15 protein-coding genes are annotated in these 18,832 nt (G+C 44.7%); all 15 read right to left on the bottom strand.

What is annotated here, in order from left to right:
• Positions 1-19: 19 nt before the first annotated feature.
• Positions 20-1,465: a metalloprotease TldD gene (gene tldD, locus LDO37_RS02915; protein ID WP_101113390.1), complete on the bottom strand. Its 1,446-nt coding sequence runs from the start codon at positions 1,463-1,465 to the stop codon at positions 20-22.
• Positions 1,462-2,289: a carbon-nitrogen hydrolase family protein gene (locus LDO37_RS02910; protein ID WP_126607989.1), complete on the bottom strand. Its 828-nt coding sequence runs from the start codon at positions 2,287-2,289 to the stop codon at positions 1,462-1,464. Before LDO37_RS02910 ends, tldD begins: the two co-directional genes overlap by 4 nt.
• A 30-nt stretch (positions 2,290-2,319) precedes the next feature.
• Entirely contained in the window at positions 2,320-6,192 is a 3,873-nt protein-coding gene (locus tag LDO37_RS02905) for a YhdP family protein (protein WP_224055320.1), read from the bottom strand.
• Positions 6,193-6,203: 11 nt separating this feature from the next.
• Positions 6,204-7,673: a ribonuclease G gene (gene rng, locus LDO37_RS02900; RefSeq protein WP_101113392.1), complete on the bottom strand. Its 1,470-nt coding sequence runs from the start codon at positions 7,671-7,673 to the stop codon at positions 6,204-6,206.
• 19 nt (positions 7,674-7,692) lie between these two features.
• Positions 7,693-8,265 (bottom strand): Maf family protein, encoded by a 573-nt coding sequence (locus tag LDO37_RS02895; protein ID WP_126607990.1) that lies wholly within the window; start codon positions 8,263-8,265, stop codon positions 7,693-7,695.
• A gap of 17 nt (positions 8,266-8,282) precedes the next feature.
• Entirely contained in the window at positions 8,283-8,771 is a 489-nt protein-coding gene (mreD, locus tag LDO37_RS02890) for a rod shape-determining protein MreD (protein ID WP_101113394.1), read from the bottom strand.
• Positions 8,761-9,654, bottom strand: coding sequence for a rod shape-determining protein MreC (gene mreC, locus LDO37_RS02885; protein ID WP_126607991.1), 894 nt, complete (start codon positions 9,652-9,654; stop codon positions 8,761-8,763). Before mreC ends, mreD begins: the two co-directional genes overlap by 11 nt.
• 32 nt (positions 9,655-9,686) lie before the next feature.
• Positions 9,687-10,730: a rod shape-determining protein gene (locus tag LDO37_RS02880; RefSeq protein WP_101113396.1), complete on the bottom strand. Its 1,044-nt coding sequence runs from the start codon at positions 10,728-10,730 to the stop codon at positions 9,687-9,689.
• A 172-nt stretch (positions 10,731-10,902) separates the two neighbouring features.
• Complete coding sequence (locus LDO37_RS02875) at positions 10,903-15,342, bottom strand: DUF6701 domain-containing protein (RefSeq protein ID WP_126607992.1); 4,440 nt, start codon at positions 15,340-15,342, stop codon at positions 10,903-10,905.
• A gap of 5 nt (positions 15,343-15,347) precedes the next feature.
• A complete protein-coding gene (locus LDO37_RS02870; protein WP_101113398.1) occupies positions 15,348-15,794 on the bottom strand; it encodes a hypothetical protein in 447 nt (148 codons plus the stop codon).
• On the bottom strand, positions 15,784-16,527 hold the full coding sequence (locus LDO37_RS02865; protein ID WP_126607993.1) for a PulJ/GspJ family protein: 744 nt from the start codon (positions 16,525-16,527) through the stop codon (positions 15,784-15,786). Before LDO37_RS02865 ends, LDO37_RS02870 begins: the two co-directional genes overlap by 11 nt.
• Positions 16,527-17,093: a prepilin-type N-terminal cleavage/methylation domain-containing protein gene (locus tag LDO37_RS02860; RefSeq protein WP_126607994.1), complete on the bottom strand. Its 567-nt coding sequence runs from the start codon at positions 17,091-17,093 to the stop codon at positions 16,527-16,529. Before LDO37_RS02860 ends, LDO37_RS02865 begins: the two co-directional genes overlap by 1 nt.
• Entirely contained in the window at positions 17,083-17,637 is a 555-nt protein-coding gene (locus LDO37_RS02855) for a prepilin-type N-terminal cleavage/methylation domain-containing protein (protein ID WP_126608008.1), read from the bottom strand. The genes LDO37_RS02860 and LDO37_RS02855 overlap by 11 nt, the downstream gene beginning before the upstream one ends.
• A 54-nt stretch (positions 17,638-17,691) precedes the next feature.
• A complete protein-coding gene (locus tag LDO37_RS02850) occupies positions 17,692-18,147 on the bottom strand; it encodes a type II secretion system protein (protein WP_126607995.1) in 456 nt (151 codons plus the stop codon).
• Between the two features lie 46 nt (positions 18,148-18,193).
• Positions 18,194-18,763, bottom strand: coding sequence for a prepilin-type N-terminal cleavage/methylation domain-containing protein (locus LDO37_RS02845; RefSeq protein ID WP_126608009.1), 570 nt, complete (start codon positions 18,761-18,763; stop codon positions 18,194-18,196).
• Positions 18,764-18,832: the final 69 nt, after the last annotated feature.

Genomic DNA, 18,832 nt, shown 5'->3' with positions numbered 1-18,832 from the left:
CCGAGTTCAGGTTAAGTACTTACTCGGTACCACCAACAGTGATGGAGTCCAGTTTCAGTGTTGGTTGACCGACACCGACTGGCACGCTTTGTCCAGCTTTACCACAGACACCAACGCCACGATCTAAGGCAAGATCGTTACCTACCATCGATACCTGTTGCATCGCTTCGATGCCTGAACCAATAAGAGTTGCACCTTTAACAGGTCGAGTAACCTTACCGTCTTCAATCAAATACGCTTCTGATGTTGAGAATACAAATTTACCCGAAGTAATATCCACTTGTCCCCCACCAAAGTTAGGGGCGTAAAGACCGTTTTTCACCGTTGAGATGATTTCTTCAGGAGAATGTTCGCCAGCCAGCATGTAAGTATTAGTCATACGAGGCATTGGAAGGTGCGCGTATGATTCACGACGACCATTACCTGTTGGCGCAACCCCCATTAAATGGGCATTGTGCTTATCTTGCATGTAGCCTTTTAAGACACCATTCTCAATAAGAGTGTTGTATTTTCCAGCGACACCTTCGTCATCAACATTCAATGAACCACGCAGGTCTGGTAAGGTTCCATCATCAACAATGGTGCAATGTTTTGATGTGACTTGTTCACCTACTTTACCTGAAAACACAGAGGACGCTTTTCGGTTAAAATCACCTTCTAATCCATGACCAACCGCTTCATGCAATAGAACGCCAGGCCAGCCTGCACCCAAAACAACGGGCATAGTACCAGCAGGAGCTGCGTCCGCTTCTAAGTTAACCATAGCTTGGCGAATGGCTTCATCCGCAAAATCAAAAGCACGCTTTCGACCGCCTTCTTCTTGCAAGAAGAATTCATAGCCATATCGACCACCACCGCCAGAACTGCCACGCTCTCGGCGATCGCCTTTCTTCGCCAATACACTGATAGACAATCGGACAAGAGGTCGTATATCGCCGGCATAAGTACCATCCGTTGCAGCAACCAGCATCTGCTCATAGACGCCACTGATGCTTACAGAAACTTCTTGTATCAAAGGTTCTTTAGTACGAATGTATGCATCGAGCTGCTTCAATAATTCTATTTTTTGCTGCTTCTGCAAGCTTTCTAGCGGATTAACTGAACGGTAGAATTCTGGAGCCTGACTGCGAGAGAACGCTTTAACTGAACCCGTTTGACCTTGGGATGCAATACCGCGAGCGGCAATGGCACTTTGCTTTAACCCGTTAAGATCGATTTGATCGGAGTATGCAAAACCCGTTTTCTCTCCCGTGATAGCACGAACACCCACACCACGGTCAATATTAAAAGAGCCATCTTTAATAATACTGTCTTCCAGAACCAGAGATTCATGCCAGCTTGACTGAAAGTACAGATCCGCATAATCCACATCTCGGCTGGCAATCAGACCTAATGTCTCAGCAAGATCTTTCTCAGTGAGACCCGTAGGTGCCAGTAATTCTTGTTCAATTTGATTTATTGTCATTTGATCGGCTCTTTCTTCATTACGTTGCTAAAGCGATTGTGCTCTATCAACGGCATATTCTTTCTGATTGAGGCAAGCTGTTCTAAGTCCAGCTCTACCAATAATGTTCCTGATTCTTGTTCCAATGTAGCGATGACTTCACCCCAAGGGCTTACCACCATTGAGTGCCCCCAGGTTTCACGCCCACATTCATGTGTTCCGCCTTGGTTTGCGGCAATGATAAAGCACTGAGTTTCAATGGCTCTCGCTCTTAACAGAGTTTCCCAGTGCGCCTGACCGGTGACGGCAGTGAATGCGGCTGGTACAAATATAATATCCGCACCTTGGTTTCTAAGTTCGCTAAATAGAGAAGGAAATCTTAAGTCATAACAAATTGTTAGACCAAGTGTAGCAGAGGGTGTATCAACTAGCGAAATCTTGTTGCCGTAGGCAAAAGTATCGGATTCGCGATAGCTCCCCTGCTTATCTGCGACGTCCACATCAAATAGGTGAAGTTTGTCGTAATGGGCAACGCATTCACCTTGCGGGCTATAAAGCAATGACGTTGTCGTGACTCCTTTGGCTTGTTGAATTGGAAAACTGCCAATATGAAGCCAGATACCATAGGTTTGAGCTAAGTTTTGAAAAGCCTGTTGAAGCAAACCCTCACCAAGCTTTTCGGCAACGGTGTGATACTCATCTCGACCGCCAAATACAAGTGCATTTTCTGGGGTGGAAATCAGCTCAGCCCCTTGTTCGACCAAAGATTCGACGCCTCTCTCAATCACATTTAAGTTATGTTGAGGCAAAGCATTTGACGTCATTTGAATCAGTCCTACTCGCATGTCCCTCTCCTTAGATCTCAAACCACCCACTCAGTCTTGAGTGGCGTTTTTGGGCACTGTATATTCACCCTTGCTTCTTGAAATCTCCGTTACACTGGGATTATCCAGCGCCCCTTTCACGGCATAGTTTACCTTGGTAATTACTTCAACGACTGGGGACAACGCCGTAGTAATTGCAAAAACGACAATTGCCGTTTGTGGTGCCACGGCAAACGCGGTAATGACGGGAATACCGGATGTTAGATCGGGCACAAACTCTACTTCAGCATCCACTATTTGTGTTTCTAGGTTTGCTAAACCTTTAATCGACATACGTCCTGCTACAGCATCCATTTTAATGTCATTGGTGACGAAAATACCGTTCTTCACTTCACCAGAACCTGTAATGCTATTGAACGCCATGCCCTTATCAAACACATCACTGAAATCGAGCTGCATTTTACGGATAATGGAGTCTAAGCTGAATAACCCAAGAAGACGCGCCGCACCGCTCACATCGGAAATGACACCTTTCCCGAGCTTTGAGGAGATGGTTCCATTCATAGAGGTCATTTGAGGCAACCAAGGTGCTCCATTCCATTCTAGATCTGTTTCCACATCAAATGGGGCTTTTTGAATGCCTGACGTAATACCAAAACGTTCCATCACTTCCGTATTGTTTTTACCAGACATCGACATTTTAAATTTAGAACGACTTTGATTCTCTTTGAGCATCCACCAACCCGAAGCCTTAAACTTATTGTCGCCACTTGAGAAAGAAATATTCTTCCATTCAAGACGATCGCCTTGCCTTAAGAAATCCACATTGACCTTTCCGATCTTGTAGCCTTGTAACCAAAAGTCGTTTATTGCCAGCGTTAGGTTAGGTACCGCATCATGAAAAACTCGGTCAAAAGGTCTAATCAAAGGTTGGGGCTTTTCATCATCCAAAGCGAGCGGCTCAGGATCCGTTGATGTATCTAAACCTGGAATATAAAGTTGTAGCCTATCCAGTGAAACCGTTAAATCATACGGTTCAAGATAGCTTGCGTGACCTGATATCTCAGCCCCCTCTACTTCCATTTTCCAACCAAGGCTCTTCTTACGAGCACTGAAATCTAGATCATGCCATTCCACCCCAGCTAACGTCAGCGCTTTGCTTTCCACCTTAACGCTTTCTGGGATTGGGATTTTAGGCACATCAAGCTCGCTGACCAAAGGTTGGGGTCCGGTGACGGGTCCCAAAAAGAGTTCCAACCATTGGTCGAGATCGAAGTTGTCGCGGCGTACAACAGCACTGTGACCAACAATAGGGCTGACTCGGAATGCGCCACGTCCAACCACTAGGTGAGAGGCTCCGAACTCGGGTCTTTCATTGCGAATATCAATTTCAGCCTGATATTTAAATTCAGGAAGCTGTAGGCGTGCAGAAATGGTTTCTTGGTTGCCAGAGGCTTGTAACCTAGCACTGCCTTTCTCACCCAACGCTTTACCGAGAGGCTCTGGATATTGGCTGGCAATAAATTGGGTTTCCGCTTTCACATCAACTTGATAAGTAAAGCCGACATCGTTGATTTGCAGGTCGACGTCCATGCTCCAAGGCGCATGACCCTGAACACGCTTCAACCACGTTTCGCCGACATAGGGAACTAATGGTTGTACATCCCAATCTCCAAGAACATCGATGTTCACATTGTAGTTCTTACTCTGAGTTTGCCCTAAAAAGTCTAAAGAAACGGGCTGCCCCAAGAGTTCAGCAGATAGACCAGAGGAGCGAACCACATCATTATCAAATTCAATGAGACCAGAGGCATTACTTAACGTCATTGATGGAGTTTTTATATTAACTTGATTGTCCGGCAGTTTTGCCCAGCCCCAAGCTCGAGTATCGCTTCCATCAAAAGGAATCTTTAGCTGAAAATCCGCATCAACTAAGCCTTTTACTTGAACAGCGGTTAAAGCGGCACCAACAGAATCAACCAAAGGTGTGGCCATCATGTAATCACGAACAGCGTCGCCTTTGCCTTTTGCTGTGGCTTCAATTTCAATATGACCATTTTCCGACAACGACGGGATCCTTCCCGTAATTCGACTAGCCTTCACGTCCATGAGTGTCGCGCTTCGAGAATCCATAAACATGGCTTCGTTTTGGAACAACAGATCAAGCTGAAGGCTCTTAAGTGGCGGCCACGCCGTGTCAAAGCTAAACTGCGACTGCTTTAAATTTACCAATGCTTGGAACATGCCGTCATTATTAGAGTATGGGAATCGATCCAAACTGCCATACCAAAGCAACTTAGATGTGCTCGCTTTACCTGCCTGAATCGCCGTTGATAGGTAATCCGTCAACTCCGTACCTAACGCCAGAGTTGGAAGGTAGCGCCACGTTTCACCTGCGTTGAAGGCATCAGCTTCAGCATAAAAAGAAAGGAATGGGCTTTTCCCTTTGGGGAAATCTAATTTAAAGGCGCCTAACACTTGAAGGTCAGGTGTGGCTGCCGTGACTTTGTCCGCCCATAAGCTCCACCCCCAATCTCCCTGATCTTTCCATGTAATGTCCACCTGCGCTTGGCGAATTTTAAGCGGGGCTTGAAATACATCACCATAAGGCAGCTCATCATCAATCAGAGAAACACGAGCATTGATCTGATCGAGCGAACCAGACAATTGGGCACTGAGGTGATGCAGCTCAGGTAGCAGCTCCCACTGCTGCATGGCTCCATCTTCTAGGTTGGCAGAAAAGCGCATGCTTGATAGGTCTTCCCCCATGGAAACACGAATATCTTCTACTCTGCCTCCGAGTTGAACGGTATCCAGCCACTGGTTAAGCTTATCCGACTCTGGCATCAAATGAACAAATGGCGTTAGGGTTGCGACATTCAATTCAGATACATTTAGCTGCCAGTTTTCTTTGTTAAATTTAAATGCCGCATCCAACAAAGGCCAGGGTGTATCATCCGTTCGGAGTCTTAGTGAGTGGGCATTCACTTGCCAACCTGAACCTGACGGCGCCATACTGACAATACCGTGTTCCAGCATTAAGCTATGCTGCGCTTCTTTATTCCAACTGATTTCGCTTGGCAGAATTTCTAAGTAAGCATTTTTAGGCTGGCCTTTGTCCACCGTAATCCAAGAATTAAAGCTCGCGTGTCCTTGAGCAATGCCCACTTTATCTTTCAAGTATTTCGTAAGCCAAGGCGTCACTTGAAGATTTTCCGCGCTAACAAAGAAATCACCGCTGATTCGAGACAAGTCTCCCGACTCGATAAAGTCAGCTTTCACCGTTAAGCTGTTTATGTCGTTATCTGCAATACCAATAACGCCATCAGCGCGATGCCGATCTCCAAAGTTCTGCCACTTTAAATGTTCAATTTCTAACGTTTTTATATCTCCGGTAAACGTCTGATAAGTTACGTTGGAATTGGCAATCGAAAAATCGTTCAATTGGCGCAGAAGCAAGTATTCAATATCGTTTAAAACACTTTCAGATGACGGGGAAGATGCTTCGGGTTTTCCGATGGCTTGATTGCCTTCTTTCAACCATTTGATGTGCTGAACATCTAGACTCAGCCCATCAACACGTAGCGTCGACACGACAGGTGTTAGGTTGCGGAGAGAAGCAAAAACGTCCAATTCTATTTCGGCTTCTCGGATGAGAATTTGGGTTTTGTCTTCGTCGGGAAGAATGGCTTGCAGGTTTTCTAATGCAATGAAAGGGTGAGTATTTTTCCAATACCCACTGACCTTTTCACTTCGAAATTCTATTCCAGTGGATTGAGAAACCCACGTTTCGATATCGGCTTGATACTTGTCTAAGCGAGGAAGAGAGACACGCAAAACAGTAACGGTGATCGCTAGGATCACCATTACGGTTACTAAACTCCAAATGAGCGTACGCCAAAGTAGAGATGGCAGAAACTTCACTGTTGCTCCATTTACATCATAACGACATCAAATTGTTCCTGGACATACAGTGGTTCAGGTTGAATTTTTACTTCTTTTCCAATAAAGACTTCAAGCTCTGCCAATGCATGTGACTCTTCGCCGGTCAGGGTATCTGAAACCGCAGGAGACGCATACACAACGAACTTATCAGCATCGTAAGCGCGGTTTACACGAGTCACTTCGCGCAAGATCTCATAACACACCGACTCGACCGTTTTCACTGAACCACGACCTTTACAGGTTGGACACTCGGAACACAGAACATGTTCAATACTTTCACGAGTTCGCTTACGTGTCATTTCAACTAAACCCAACTGTGTGAATCCGTTGATGTTCGTTTTAACTCTGTCGTGAGCAAGCGCCAATTCCAGCGAAGTGATCACTCGCTTACGGTGTTCATCTGACATCATGTCAATGAAGTCGATGATAATGATGCCCCCAAGATTGCGCAGCCTAAGCTGACGGGCAATGGCTTGAGTCGCTTCAACATTCGTATTGAATATGGTTTCTTCCAAATTTCGACGACCAACAAAAGCACCGGTGTTGATATCGACTGTTGTCATCGCCTCTGTCTGATCGATAATAAGATAACCACCCGACTTAAGCTCAACTTTTCTGTCTAAAGAACGCTGAATCTCATTCTCGGTATCGTACATATCGAAAATAGGCTTATCGCCTTCGTAAAGCTTCAGTTTTTCATGCAGCTCAGGCACGAATTCCGATACGAATTCTCTAAGATTTTCGTACACCAGCCTTGAATCGACTTGAATGCTATCGAGTTCTGTTCCGACAAAATCCCGTAAAATTCGCTGCGCTAAACCCAGCTCACCGTATAGCGTTGAACGAGTTTTGTATTTCTTTCGGCGCTCGATGACTTTCATCCATAAGCGCTTTAGGAAAGCGGCATCTTGAGATAACTCTTGCTCATCCGCTCCTTCAGCAGCGGTGCGAATGATAAAACCACCGTGCTCATCGCAATAACTGGAGACCGTTTTTTTCAATCGTTCGCGTTCATCTTCGCTTTCTATACGTTGAGATACACCCACGTGGCTTGCACCTGGCATAAAGACTAAATAACGGGAAGGAAGCGTAATGTCTGTCGTAAGGCGAGCACCTTTTGTGCCAAGCGGATCTTTTACGACCTGCACGACAATGTCTTGCCCTTGGCGAACCAGTTCAGAGATGTCTCTGACTTGGAATTGCTGCTTTTCATTTTCAGCAACACATTCTGTATGCGGGACGATATCAGAAGCATGGAGGAAAGCGGCTTTTTCCAAACCAATATCAACAAAGGCGGCTTGCATTCCCGGTAATACTCGGCTCACACGACCTTTGTAAATATTACCAACTATGCCTCTTTTCGACTCTCGTTCAATGTGAACTTCTTGTAGTATTCCACCTACAATCATCGCTACCCGAGTTTCGCTCGGAGTAACGTTTATCAACAACTCTGCACTCATTCGTGTGCCTCAAATTAAATTAGAAAAACTTGTGCAAGAGCTGGTCAGTTTCCATCAATGGTAGCCCCATAACGGCATGGTAACTCCCTTCAATGCGAGAAATAAACTTCCCACCAATCCCCTGAATTCCATAACTGCCAGCTTTATCGCACGGTTCGCCTGTTTCCCAGTAACTTGTTATTTCTTGTTCTGACAGGGATTTAAACCATACGTTTGTTTCAACAAGTACAGACTCGCTGCGAGTTTTGTCTAATACAGTCACGGCGGTTAGCACCTGATGACTGCGTCCTGACAAGCGGCTCAACATAGTTCGTGAGCATTCAAAATTCTCTGGTTTCTCTAGCGCTTCACCATCAATGACGACAATGGTGTCAGAGCCAATAACAATATCTGCTTGATCGGTCATCAATAAACCGGCTTGCGCTTTTTCTTTCGCAAGTCGTACCACATATTGGGAAACGGACTCACTTTCGCTTTTTTCTTCTAAGATATCTGGAGAAACCGTGTCAAACGGGTAGCCCAATTTACCAAGCAATTCTTTTCGTCTTGGTGAGCTAGAAGCTAAGGTTAACCTGCGCTCTGTCTGGGACATACCTTTTTCCTTATCAATTACCGAATATGCCAATGGCGTCTCACTCGACGCAGCAAAAGGAATATCCATGGCCACAAAATACAGTTCACTACCGCAGCCCACAGGGACAGTGGGTTAAACGTAACATCCTGAATGAGGTATTCACCAAAGAATTCCAATAATTCAGCCAATGCCGTCAACGCACCGATAATAATGGCTTGCTGCCACAGTGCCATGTTTCTTAAAACAAGGAAGTTCATGGCCACTAAGTAAACGGTGATTGACATCATCATGCCACGTATACCTAGAGTGGAACCCAGTAGCAAATCCCAAATCAACCCAAGTACTAACGCAGTACCCACGTTGACTCGATGCGGCAAAGCCAAGACCCAGTAAAACACGATGAGTAACAACCACGCAGGGCGGAATATTTCAAACATCCCCGGCCAAGGAATGGATTGAAAGACTAAAGCAATAAGGAAAGTCGCCCAAATGACCATGCGCCCTCTTAGAACACTATTCGCCATCACTCACCTCACTGACAGGTTCACTGCTATTTTCATTTTCTGCAGGTTGAGCATCTTGTCTATTTTCACTTGGCCAAACCAATAGTAGATAGCGTAATCGGTCAAATGCCACCACGGGTTCTGCTGTGATCGACGCAAACGGGCGGCGATTGTCTCGCTCAACCGTTGTGACGTAACCAACTGGGTAGCCTTCAGGGTAACGATCCCCCAAGCCAGAAGTGACCAGTAAGTCACCCTCTTCAATTTCTGTACTACTTGGAATATGTTCAAGTTGTATGGTGTTGATACTCCCGTTTCCCGAAGCAATAACACGAATATCATTTCTCACCACTTGTACGGGAATGGAGCTGTTGGTATCGGTGATCAATAAGACACGGCTATTGTGAGCGGCAACAAAGGTTACTTGACCAACAATGCCTTTCTCGTTGATAACAGGCTGACCAACATATACCCCATCAATTTGACCTTTATCGATCACCACTTGGTGACGATAAGGTGAAGAGTCCACAGCCATTACTTCCGTCACCACCTTTCTTTCATCACGAATAAAAGGGGAGCCTAGTAACTTTCTTAAGCGTTGGTTTTCTTCACGGTACTGATCTAGAAGGGTCAAATTGCTTTTGAGCCGAAGCACTTCTCGTTTCAACGCTTGGTTGGACGTGAGTAGAGTTTCGCGCGTGTTCATTCTCTCGTACATGCCATCAAACATGGTGCGAGGTAAATTCGCCAAATATTGGATTGGCGCAACGGAGCTGTTTAAGAAATAACGTACGCTGGAAAATGTGTCTAAACGACTATCAGCCAGCATAAGGCTGGCTGATAGTATGACCGCAAAAAACAGACGCAGTTGCAGGGATGGTCCCCTGCCAAATATCGGTTTCATCGCTGTTTACCCGAAGTTAAAAGCAGCAAGGCTTACTCTTCGCTAAACAGATCGCCGCCATGTACGTCGATCATTTCTAGCGCTTTACCGCCACCACGAGCAACACAAGTCAGGGGTTCTTCTGCTACAACAACAGGAATACCTGTTTCTTCTGTCAGAAGACGGTCCAAATCTTTCAGCAGTGCACCACCACCAGTAAGAACCATACCATTTTCAGAAATGTCAGAAGCCAATTCCGGCGGACACTGTTCAAGTGCAACCATGACAGCAGAAACAATACCAGTTAGAGGCTCTTGAAGTGCTTCAAGGATCTCGTTGGAATTCAGTGTAAAGCTGCGCGGCACACCTTCAGCTAAATTGCGACCACGCACTTCGATTTCTTCTACTTCATCGCCTGGGTAAGCGGAACCGATTTCGTGCTTAATTTTTTCAGCTGTCGCTTCACCAATCAAGCTGCCGTAGTTTCGACGAACGTAATTGATGACCGCTTCGTCGAATCGGTCTCCACCGATGCGTACAGAAGAGGAATAAACCACACCGTTAAGCGAGATAACAGCAACCTCTGTAGTACCACCGCCGATATCGACAACCATTGAACCGGTTGGTTCTGATACGCGTAAGCCAGCACCAATTGCTGCCGCCATTGGCTCATCAATCAGATAAACTTCACGTGCGCCCGCTCCCAAAGCAGATTCACGAATGGCTCGACGCTCAACTTGAGTAGAGCCACACGGAACACAAACCAAAACGCGAGGGCTTGGTTTCAAAACGCTGTTGTCATGCACCTGTTTTATGAAGTGCTGAAGCATTTTTTCCGTCACGTAAAAATCAGCAATAACACCATCTTTCATAGGGCGAATTGCTGAAATATTACCCGGAGTACGACCCAGCATTTGTTTCGCTTCGTGCCCTACAGCTGCGACACTTTTTGCGGTACCAGCGCGGTCTTGTCGAATGGCCACAACGGAAGGTTCATCAAGGACAATGCCCTGACCTTTTACGTAGATAAGAGTATTGGCTGTACCTAAATCGATAGAGAGATCGTTTGAAAACATGCCACGAAGTTTTTTAAACATATTCTTCGTTCATCCTGCAAGCATTAAGAAGACATAAAATTGCACTAAATGTACCAATGCCTTGCGTTATCAGCAAGGCATTGACATGTAAACATGGGCTGAATCTCGCTTTTTCTTGCAGATTCTTTACTTAAGCCCTCATTTTTAATGTTAAGCGGTGAAAACATCAGTTTTATCGACCAGTGATTCTTGGCTCTCCTCGATAAATGATCCGGTCATTTCCACGGTAAGTTCCAAAAGTGATAACTGCCGAAGGTATTTCATCCCCAACACCTCTCCAATTGTATTTCAACCAATCTTGATTTCCTGACGAGCTCCAACATTCTATGTTGTTATCTGTTGGGTTCACTTTTACGACCTGCCCGGTACCAATTCTTAACCATAAACGCACTTGTTCTCTTATAGTGGCATTTTGTTTCGCGATTAGCTCATCACTCTCACCATGGGACACTCTGCCAGATTCATTGAAACTTGCTGTTGAAAGCTCACTGCCGACACTATTCCATATTGTTTGACGACAGAATTGATTTCCCACAAAGCTGCTTTTACTGTCGTCATTATTAACAATAAATTCTTCGCCACTCCAAAATTCAGTACGCATGGGTATTGATACTCGACCATTCGATTGTGTACCCAGATCTTCCAAAATCATACGCCCATATCGAACGTCTGGCTGTTGAGGTAAACGTATACGTTCTTCATCCGAGTTAGCGGAGAAACTCACAGGATCCACACCTCGGATTTCCAACTCGATTTCTGTTGTTGTTGAATCAAGCTCCGTTAGGGTTCCAGAATAATTAAATAACTTATCCGGATAAGTTTGAGCAATGCTCACCATTAAACGTGACCAAGTGACATCATCCGATGGATTGAAGCGCCACACTGCATCGCTGCCCCACAACTCACTTCCAAGGTCGGAGTCGTTAATGGAAAGCCGGTCGGCGTAATCCCCTTTTAGCGAGAAAGAGGCTTTTAACTGTTGGCTGTAATGTGCCCCATAATTTAGCGTAGAGAGAGGTGTATTCCCTTCAGTCATAGCTGACAACGCTTTCACTTCAAACCCTACCTCTTCGAAAGGCTGGTTCATGTAAACAAAATTATTCTGCCCTGTGGGATAGGTAAATTCTGCTTTTTCAAGAGAGAAATGAGATGGGTAAAAGCGACCAATCGAGTGCTTAATGAAGGGTACAGACATGCCGTTTAAATAGTTGTGCTTTTCAACCCACATCTGAATACTTCCTACTTCAGACCATCTAAAGCTTTGATCAGAAAGCCCCCATTCATTGAAGTTCACGGATATAGGTAAATAACTGTTACTTGAGTTGCTTATCTGATTCGCCATCTCAAGTATTCCTTTGTGCCCTGAGGAAGGAGTATGAAGGTCAAAATACACTTCAGCAGAGACTTCAAAGCCGGTCACACTGTCCTCGAAACACAATTGCGGATCCATGTAACCGCTATCAGGCACACCATCATTATTAGTATCAGCGCTGGAATACCAGCGTAAGGCTCTTAATCGCGAATCCACAAAATTACCTGAGCCAGTAAATTTATCACCCCCACTTGCAGTACCAGAAGGAAACAACTGATAAGCCCCCCCGTTTGGAGCATGACAAATAGATAGTGTAAAGGGGCGACTGCTTATGGTGGCACTTCCTGCTAAACCTGACCACGAAGGTAAACTGACCTGTGATGGTTGCCATTTAGCATCTGCCACATGGAGCTTGAACTGACCAGCTGACGAATAAACACTATTTAAGACTGCAACACCCTTATCAAACTGAATATTGCGTATCGTTTCTCCAGCAAGGGGATCGCTTCCTTTCGGAATGACAGTATTGTGGACAATAAGAGAATTGTTGTTATTGATAAGTGATGGGGCAATCAGCTCATAGGACATGTTCAGCGATTGAGTGCCTGTATAGTCTTCTATCGTTTGACATTGCCTAGGGTTCGCTGCGCTTGATGCGACCGCTGACACTTTAACACTAAAGGGACGACTTGCGACTTGCCCTTTATTGCCGTCGACCCGGTTTTCATCGGTAACTTTAAAACCATACGGAACAAATTGATATGGTCCGGCATCTGCGGACACATTGATATTCTGGAGTAACGTCCCTTGAATATGGACAGGAGATAAAGAGGTACTCGACAATGTTTTCGTCACAATCGCATCTTGCCCTGCTACAAATTCATGACGGAAAGGTGTCGAACAACGAACGGGGTCAGAACCGGAAAGCCAACAAGATTGCCCTGAGGCATTATTAGGAATGTCTACACTAAGTGTGCCCGAATAGTTATTAAGCAGCTGCTTTGTGGCTTTATCCACCAATTTAAACGTTACAGGGATCCCATCACAGGCAAGCCCTGTGGCAGTAGCGGGTGTAATCACTAATTCTGGTTCTGAGAAGCACTGGCTTTCACCCGTGATTTTAGCGCTGTTCGACATGTTCAAATTCAATGCGGTAACAGCACCATAAATGTGAACACTATTGGACAAGTTAACCGTCGCTTCACTGTAAATAAGCCCTTTAAGCTTGTCATTTTTAGTCAAACTAATAACACAGCCACCAGCTGGGCAAGAACCACCACTCTTTTCCGGATTGTACCCCACGATAAATAAGTGATCAGGGTTACCCATATTATTAAATTTGGAGTCGTTAGAAAGTGTCAATTTTTGAACGTGCAGTACCACTTTCCCTTGAATGTTAATTGTTGAACCACTGTTGATATCAAGATTTTCAAAATAGTAATGACCCGACTGAAGAGTCACATTGGAACGCCCGATATTCAGTGTTTTTGAACGCAGTGGCGACAGTGTGACCGTTTCATCCCAAATGTTAGGGATCGATGTTTTGAGCGAAAAATCAGGCAGTTTATCCATAGAAACCTGATAGTTGGCATCATTGGCGCAAGTACCACCATCGCAATTTGACTGGTTGTTAAAACTAGCAGATGAGAAACCGACAGTACGCTGACCATTGATCAATCGAGCATTTAAGATAGAAGCATTGTTGGACATGGAAATTTGACTGTTACGCCCCTCTTTCCACCCTTGGGCAGCAGACGGAAACAGTGTGCAAACATTAAATCTTGGAGTTGGTATATACTGCTGACCAAAAGCAAAATATCCGACCTCTTCCTCAGTATGTGAACGCTTAGATTTTGACCCAGATTCCGAAAGGTCTTCATCAATGACAAAACTCACTTCGTAATCACCATCATCATCGTCGTCATCATCACTGGAATCACCTTCACCGGACAATTTACAACGCCGCAGCCACCCACCATGACTTCCACTTCGTTTTTGTTTATTGGCAATGATACCTGGCTCTGAATTATAGCCATGTTCGAGTTCTTCTAGTTCATTACAGGCATCTTGTATCGGAGTATTCCCACTGTGCTCATTCACCTCGACTTTTCCAAATTCGTAACGGACACCATCGGCTATACCTTTCCCTTCATCACTAATCAGGAAAGCGATTTTCTCTGTATTCGTAACGGGGGTATTTCGATTCACTCGAGTTAGCTCTAAAAACAAGTCGATAGAATCGTTTTTAACGTTTTTGATGCCAGCGGTCATCCATCGGTCGGTCGGAGAGTTGATTTGCGCTAACGCAATAGGTTCATCAAATGTCGTGTTTGAGAAGGCGGAATAACTCACTTTCACTTTATTGGGGGTACTGCTGGTTTGATCACCGCGGTACGCTTGTGTGTAAACATAACCAGCGACTACTTTATGCGCTTTGGTATCGTCGTCATCGTCATCATCGTCGTCACTTCGACTCACAAATGTCGCTGTACCTGGCTCAATCACCATATAGCTTATTGAGTCCATCAGCACTTCATCAATGCCATTATATTCTGCATCAGTGGGGGCGGTATCCTGAATAAAACTGACGGACTGCCTTGTAATCGATGTTACAGATAACGTAGCAGGCTTATCGTTGTCGGCATTACTTGCAGCAACGGTTGGCATCAAAAATACCAATGGCTCCGTTCGATATTGTTTCGTAAATCGAATACTGCAGCCATTTTTACAATTGGCACCTTGTAAACGACCAAATTCATACTGGGCATCATCATAGCCCATTTTCACACGAGGAATTGAAGGGCAATTTCGCCCCTTAGAGATACGGAAGTTATTTGCAGAAAATTGATTTCCCAGTACACGGAGATTCAAAAATGGGTCGCTAGCTGAAACGCCAACAGCCGTTGTCAGGTTAAAGTTCGCCTGCTCTTTTTCTTTAAAACCATCAACAAAGTACTTTACTGTACCCTTGATATTATTTTGATTGTTTTGATCAGGAATAAACTGAACTTTATACTGTCGTACTTGAGGATCGGTAACATGCCGTGATTCATAGACAAATGGACTGTACCGTTGGTATGTATTGTCATCCGTCCAAAATGGATAAAATCGAGAGCCCTCTAAACGCGCTCGATTACTGCCATCTGAGTCCATGTTAAAAACAAAGCAAAACCCATCGTTCGCATTGACACTCGCTCCATTAAGCACTTCTGTCGCTGCTATCGAATGAAGTGGAAATAGGATAAAAAGCAGAAACAAAGACCACTTGGCTTGAACCAAGCGAAAAGCATTCAACATCATGAGGTCTATTCCATGGCTTTAGCCCAAACTTCCTGTTCTCGGCTAACTTCAAAGGTATTGCTTCCGCCACATACCGCAACGGAACTGATTCTATAGAATGTTAAATCACCCGACCCACTTTGTGCGCAAGTGATATTTAACGAAGAACACGGAACGTTAGAGTTTATACGCAACGCCTCTTCAGCTGCATTTGCAGCGGTATTTAAATTTGTGCAACGAGAGGTTAACTGAGGTGTCCCAGCACTTTCATTTAATGGGTACATGTAAGTCAAACCCCACTCGTTACCAGAGTGAGCCAAAAACCACGCTTGCGTGCCAAGCACCTCACGAGTCAGAGTATCTTGGTTTGACCACTCTAAGCGAACTAAAGTTAGCGCAAGCATACCCATCACAACAATAACAAAAATGGCAATAATCAACACGCTGCCTGTCTGGTTCTTTTTATGGGACATTAAGCACCTGCACATCATGATTGTAGTGACTTTGCTCACCATCGCTTTCGAATAGAATATCCATGTGGACTAAGCCACCACGCTGTAGTGACATTCCATCGACAGCGAATGCAGCACTAGTTGCATTTTCGCCTACCTGAACAACGGTTCCAGCATCTCGAGTAATTAAACCCGTTCCAGCATTCACACAGTACTCTACTTGCTCTGACGGTATGTAAATATAGTGTCGGTTGGCAATTGAATTACTCGAAAATGACGCAGAGAGGCTGTAGATTGCACCGCTTAAACTGACCCCAGTTAACAATACTGAAGCAGAAGAAGGATCGACCAAATCCGATATTTGACTTGGATTAATCACCAAACGGGCTCCGGCGCTAATTGCAGCATTCATGTCCGTCTGGGTAAAGCCATCATTGCCCACAATAAATTGCAACGTATCACTGCCACCACTTATCGAATCCATTATCTGGTAAAAGCCAGAATATCGAATGGGATAGAAAGACACGCACGAACCGCCACTTGAAGTCGCCAGACTATTGGGTACGGCATGCCTTATTTCACGAGACATTTTTTCAATCACAAATCGTGCTTGATTGTGCAGAGCCTGCCTTCGAGTCGTGTCAGCATAACCTTGAGCGCCAATCTTAACGAATCCAGCAATGCCTAAAAACATGATAGAGACGATCAGTATCGTGACGATCATCTCCATTAAAGTGAACCCTAATTTTTTCATTAGTAGTTCCCCTTATAAGCACTGAATCGAAACTCCCCATACTGCCCTGCAATGACCGTTAACGTAATTCGTTTATATCTATGTAGAGAGTCAGCAAAACCAAGGTCACTACTCGGAACGTATACGACGGCAACTTCAGTTCTAAAATTTGGGTAGTCATTAGCGATGTTAGAGCCAAAAATGTCATTAAGGCTGCCACGAGCATTCAGTACACAATCCGATGCGTTGTTATTGGTATGCCAGCACCCGATGTAATCATCAACATCATTAAACGTTGCCGTTGTTTCTCCGGTTTCTGGGCCTAACGTTACCGTACAAGTTGGAGCCCCAGTTTCATCGCACCGAATGATACTGCCATTCGGATCACTCACATGGTCAAACCCTCTCGCTAGAATTTCAGTCATGATACTTTGAGCCAAAATAGACGCTCGAACTTCATATTGTGAATGCGCCGAGTTTTGAACACGAGGAAAAAGAATAGAAAGCAATACCGACATCGAAATGCCTAAAACAATGATGGCGATAATACTTTCAACCAGCGTGAAACCACGTTGCTTAACAGCCATAGACAAATCCTTCGCTGTTAATGCAAACTTGAGCAGACTCTACACCGTTCGAAATGCCAATAGAAATATTGCCCCCAGCAACAGGTGTGGAGCAACCAGAAATGCACGTTGGAACACCTAAAAGATCAAACTCGACGATCATACTTGCTGGTGTAAAAGAGAAGGTTTGATCTTCAATGAAGACAAAGTTGCTTCGATTATCTGCTGTGCACCCAGTGCCAGAACCTAAACAATTGCCAGAAACCACCAATCGGTATTGGCTTTGATCGCCAGAGTAGTCAAGAGAAGGTAAATTGGATTGCATTCGACCAAGCTGAATTTGCCGAATGATAGAAATGGATTGCTCTTGAGCGGCGAAAGAAGAAAAGCCTGATACGCCTACATACTTGCTGGCAGCATAGGTAGATATGATGCCAATTATAACAATAACAACGATAAGCTCAGTCAATGTAAATCCTGACTGACGAACTAATCCTTTAGACGCAGAAGAAACCAGTCTACGCGGCTTTAAGCTGCCATCGAATCCATCAGATAAACTGCGCATATATAAATAGAGAATAGTCGGCAGGGGCAAATTAAGTGCCCCTACCTCAATTACTTATGAGCAATCGTCACCACCAACCACAACTGTTGCCGGAGTTGTTGCGTTGGCAGCTTGAGTATATTTAACACATTGAGTTGTGTAATCATCAATACCAAATGTCGCTGCTGGAGTTGCCCCAGACACTACTTTTATAAATTCAAAATCGCCGCCAATACCATCGACAATATTAGTAATGTCATCTTCTGTTGCGTTAGGGTAACCAAATGTGGTTTGAATAGTATTTCCGCCAACGACCACTCCCCCAGAGGTTGTTTCAAAACCTGCGATTGCAGCCTTACCATAAATAATCTGTGCTGATCCCTGAATTGCACCAGACAAACCTTCCAAAGTTGCATTTCGTGCATCATCTTGAATATTCAAAAATCTAGGTGCAGCGGTTACCGCTAGAATACCCAAAATAACAATTACAACCACTAATTCGATTAGGGTGAAACCGCCTTGTCTTTTCATAGTCACTTCTCTCTATGTTTAGATATTAACGCTGTAACCAAATCAGTTACTGCAATTCTACGGTCACACGACCAGTTTTTATTTCATACACAAACTTATGATCACTGCCTTCTTGCTGTACATAAGAACAAGTACTCTCAGAACTGTTTGCTTCAGCAGTGTATTTTAAATCGGTTAGGTTACTGCTTGCTGCATCCCCAACTTTGGGTGGGTTTTGTAGCAAATTCTCCATCAAATTCACACAATCAGATGAAGATATAGCCGATGGAGCAGCAGTTTGCCCCGTTGTTTTTAATGCAATCGGATAGCCATCTCTGAATGAGCTGTCATTGCCATCGTCATCAAACGAACGGGTTAGCCAAAACTCCACTCCATCGTACTCAATGTAATGTTGCTTACTATTTCCTGTGCCCACTCCCGGTCTGCCTTTCGCTTCCCATTGCGCTCGAGCAGAGAGAACACCTGTGGCATATCCACCAGCAACCGCTTCAATACTTGCCTTTTTGGCTTCATCGGTGACATCTAAAAACTTGGGCAATGCCGCCGCCGCTAGCAAGCCAAGAATAACAATCACTACAACCAGTTCTACTAATGAAAAACCGAACTGCTTTTTCATTTCTTCACCTATTTTTTTACTCATTCCTGAGTGATTTCATTATATCGCACACCCACCAGTAAGACTATG

This window comes from Vibrio penaeicida (genome assembly GCF_019977755.1).
Lineage (GTDB): Bacteria > Pseudomonadota > Gammaproteobacteria > Enterobacterales > Vibrionaceae > Vibrio > Vibrio penaeicida.
Note: the sequence above shows the minus strand (reverse complement) of the source record. Positions and strands in the feature narration are given on the sequence as shown.

Coding starts and splice junctions, on each gene's coding strand:
- LDO37_RS02875 (WP_126607992.1), bottom strand. CDS start 15,342: ATGATGTTGAATGCTTTTCGCTTGGTTCAAGCCAAGTGGTCTTTGTTT.
- LDO37_RS02865 (WP_126607993.1), bottom strand. CDS start 16,527: ATGAAAAAATTAGGGTTCACTTTAATGGAGATGATCGTCACGATACTG.
- LDO37_RS02860 (WP_126607994.1), bottom strand. CDS start 17,093: ATGGCTGTTAAGCAACGTGGTTTCACGCTGGTTGAAAGTATTATCGCC.
- LDO37_RS02850 (WP_126607995.1), bottom strand. CDS start 18,147: ATGAAAAGACAAGGCGGTTTCACCCTAATCGAATTAGTGGTTGTAATT.
- LDO37_RS02910 (WP_126607989.1), bottom strand. CDS start 2,289: ATGCGAGTAGGACTGATTCAAATGACGTCAAATGCTTTGCCTCAACAT.
- rng (WP_101113392.1), bottom strand. CDS start 7,673: ATGAGTGCAGAGTTGTTGATAAACGTTACTCCGAGCGAAACTCGGGTA.
- LDO37_RS02870 (WP_101113398.1), bottom strand. CDS start 15,794: ATGTCCCATAAAAAGAACCAGACAGGCAGCGTGTTGATTATTGCCATT.
- LDO37_RS02855 (WP_126608008.1), bottom strand. CDS start 17,637: ATGCGCAGTTTATCTGATGGATTCGATGGCAGCTTAAAGCCGCGTAGA.
- LDO37_RS02880 (WP_101113396.1), bottom strand. CDS start 10,730: ATGTTTAAAAAACTTCGTGGCATGTTTTCAAACGATCTCTCTATCGAT.
- LDO37_RS02845 (WP_126608009.1), bottom strand. CDS start 18,763: ATGAAAAAGCAGTTCGGTTTTTCATTAGTAGAACTGGTTGTAGTGATT.
- LDO37_RS02895 (WP_126607990.1), bottom strand. CDS start 8,265: ATGTCCCAGACAGAGCGCAGGTTAACCTTAGCTTCTAGCTCACCAAGA.
- tldD (WP_101113390.1), bottom strand. CDS start 1,465: ATGACAATAAATCAAATTGAACAAGAATTACTGGCACCTACGGGTCTC.
- mreD (WP_101113394.1), bottom strand. CDS start 8,771: ATGGCGAATAGTGTTCTAAGAGGGCGCATGGTCATTTGGGCGACTTTC.
- mreC (WP_126607991.1), bottom strand. CDS start 9,654: ATGAAACCGATATTTGGCAGGGGACCATCCCTGCAACTGCGTCTGTTT.